Source organism: Shigella sp. FC1967 (assembly GCF_001743005.1).
Lineage (GTDB): Bacteria > Pseudomonadota > Gammaproteobacteria > Enterobacterales > Enterobacteriaceae > Proteus.
The window spans coordinates 1-2,509 of the sequence record NZ_MIIZ01000851.1 but is presented as its reverse complement, the minus strand read 5'-3'; the positions used below and the strand labels follow the sequence as shown (position 1 = coordinate 2,509).

Annotated in this window: 3 protein-coding genes and 1 pseudogene; all 4 read right to left on the bottom strand. The window is 51.3% G+C overall.

Going from position 1 to position 2,509, the window contains the following annotated elements; all coding sequences use genetic code 11:
• Positions 1–568, bottom strand: a pseudogene (locus BHE89_RS14500) (hypothetical protein); the annotation flags it as partial.
• A gap of 10 nt (positions 569–578) precedes the next feature.
• On the bottom strand, positions 579–1,547 hold the full coding sequence (locus BHE89_RS14495) for an AAA family ATPase (RefSeq protein WP_000085162.1): 969 nt from the start codon (positions 1,545–1,547) through the stop codon (positions 579–581).
• Between the two features lie 219 nt (positions 1,548–1,766).
• On the bottom strand, positions 1,767–1,952 hold the full coding sequence (locus BHE89_RS14490; RefSeq protein WP_001186917.1) for a hypothetical protein: 186 nt from the start codon (positions 1,950–1,952) through the stop codon (positions 1,767–1,769).
• Between the two features lie 372 nt (positions 1,953–2,324).
• A partial coding sequence (locus BHE89_RS14485) for a hypothetical protein (protein ID WP_458694228.1) occupies positions 2,325–2,509 on the bottom strand: 185 nt, incomplete at its 5' end.

Genomic DNA, 2,509 nt, shown 5'->3' with positions numbered 1-2,509 from the left:
CCCCAAGCTCATAACCGCTGTCAGTACGCATCAGCACACTGGGTAGCAAGTCATTTGAGCCTTCGCTCCGAGCAACCTCAAAGCCGATTAAACCGGCTCCTTTGGCAAAAACCCCAGCAACAAAACCTTTGAAGAGGTTTATGTCACCTGGAGGTAACTCAGAGGGCGGAGATAACAGCCAGTTGAGAGATCCCAAGCTGGCTGTTTGTCCGGCTGAAACGCTCCCCCCTTCCAGCACCGTCTGTGTCTCTGCGTTTACCAGCACCTCATCCAGAAAGGTGTATCCCTGGCTGAGAAACTGTGACACATACTGGCTTTCTTTGTCCTTGTAGGACATTGGGATCGTGTCCGGGCCGTTAGCTTCAAAAGGTCCTTCGAGCTTTGTCTCAGACCAATTTTCAGCTTTCCCATCAGTGACGGTTCGGTTTAACTTCACCATCGTGAATTGGCCTGGCCCCGAGGAGCTGGGCTCCCGGAGCAACTTGTAGCCAATAAATACCTCGAATGTTTCCGACGTTAACGCATCCTTGAATGTGTAACGACGGCACAAACAGTCATTTTTCTTCATGCGTCACCCCTTAGCGCCATTGGTCCCCGAACACATCCTTCGCAACACGCAGGATGGCTTCACGCTCCTCTTTGGCCGCACGGATAAGCAGAGCTTGATCCAGGGCGTATTCAAGAGCATTTGGGGCACCACGGAACGCCAGAGACAGTTTTGCCCAACGCACCAACGTCCGGGTGGACATGGTGACGCTGATCTGACCATCTTCACCGTTTTCACCAAGAAACAGTTTGCGGACTTGATTAGCAATCCGAACCATTCCCTTCCGCACATTTTCCGGAAGTTTCGGAGTAACACGGCCAAGAATGCTGAGTTCAGCTTCTTCATCCGCATACCCTACTTTGGTGAAACGATAGCGATCCATAGCTGCGAGGTTCTGCATCATCACCCCCTGGTACAAACCAGAAGCATCACCGGACCCCGTAGAGTTACCAGTAACGACCACACGAAACATCGGGTGCGGCTTGATGATTTCCCCGCCATTCTGAGCGATCACAAGAGGACGCCCTTCAAGGACATCGTTGAGACCAGCCAGCTCGGCAGGGTCGGCCAAATCCACCTCGTTGATGAGGAGCAGATGACCTTCACGCATAGCGACTGCCAGAGGTCCATACATGAACTTCATGACAGGTGGTTGACCAGGTTTTTCCGCGACCAGAGCGTGATGTCCAATCAGATCTGTCAGCTCCATCCGCCCGTGGGCAGTGATTTGCTGAACAGGCCAGTTGAGACGACCAGCGATCTCGGTGATACCTGAGGTTTTGCCAGACCCGGTAGGGCCGGTTACGAACAATGCGTCACCGCCAGGCTCTTTGAGATAGGCCAAGACCTCTCGCAGAAACTCTTTGCGGAAAACGTAGTTGGTATCAGTGGCAGGGATGAAAGGGTTTGAACCGTCAGCGTAGCCGATGGCCGTTACCTTCTCCGGAATGCTGGGCATACCGAAAACCTTGCTTACTGAGAATTGAGAGTATTGAGACATAGGTGCGCTCCTATTGTGACAGGCGCACCACGTCCCGAACCGGGCGGATGCGCCCGGTTGGGCTAGTAAATTAACGTTAATTTGCTGTTTGTTTTTGGCGACCAGCTATCGCACGTTTTCGCCCTCAGGGAGGACAAAATCTGCTTACTGATGGTATTCACCATGAGTAAGAAGACTTTTAAGGAGCGAGGAGAGTAGCCTCTCTTGGAGGCTACTCCCTCAATGGACGAACATCACCACATCGTCGTTTTGACCAATGACCCCGGTTTCTTTGGCCCACTTCACTGCTTCACTGTGCGCCTGGTAGGAGCTGGAATACAGTTTCGGATCAAATTTCACCTCGCGTCCATCAGCCAGATAGATGATGCCTGCGTGATCGTCGTAAACATGAAGATTCTGTTGCATTCGACATTCCCCCTGTAGCTTGTCGTCAAAGCCAACTGACACCAGAAGACTTTGAGGACAAGCCACAGAGGCTTGACCAGAAAGAGAGGGGTTGCCCCCTCCCTTTACGTTGACTATCAGCAGTAACCAAACGATTCAGCGATTCTCACGAAAGGACGAGAGATTGCCCAACCAGTAGGGATACACAAAGCGATGATAGCGATTTCCATGATGTTGCTCCTAAGCAAAAAGGGGCAACATCCCCGTCGGGGTATGGTTGCCCCGATGGGTTTGAAAGTGTCGAAGATTACTCAGCGACAGTTATTACCAAACAAGTTCCTTGCCCTTACGAAGGTAAGTCGGATTTCGAGATAATCCCAGTCAGGTTCTTGTTTAGCGACTTTCTTGAACTTGAGTTACCTCAGGTTCAACGACTGCTTTGGCTTGTTCAGCCTTAGCAGCACGTTCTTTGATGACGTCCTGTACAGACCGCATTGCAGGAACTGCGAATTTGTTCCAAAGGAACAAACCGATACGCTGGAACACTTTAGCGAGAACGATGAAGGAAAAAGCAAATG

What these genes read in the sequence shown, in the direction of transcription:
- BHE89_RS14490 (WP_001186917.1), bottom strand. Translation starts at nt 1,952, where the DNA reads ATGCAACAGAATCTTCATGTTTACGACGATCACGCAGGCATCATCTAT.
- BHE89_RS14495 (WP_000085162.1), bottom strand. Translation starts at nt 1,547, where the DNA reads ATGTCTCAATACTCTCAATTCTCAGTAAGCAAGGTTTTCGGTATGCCC.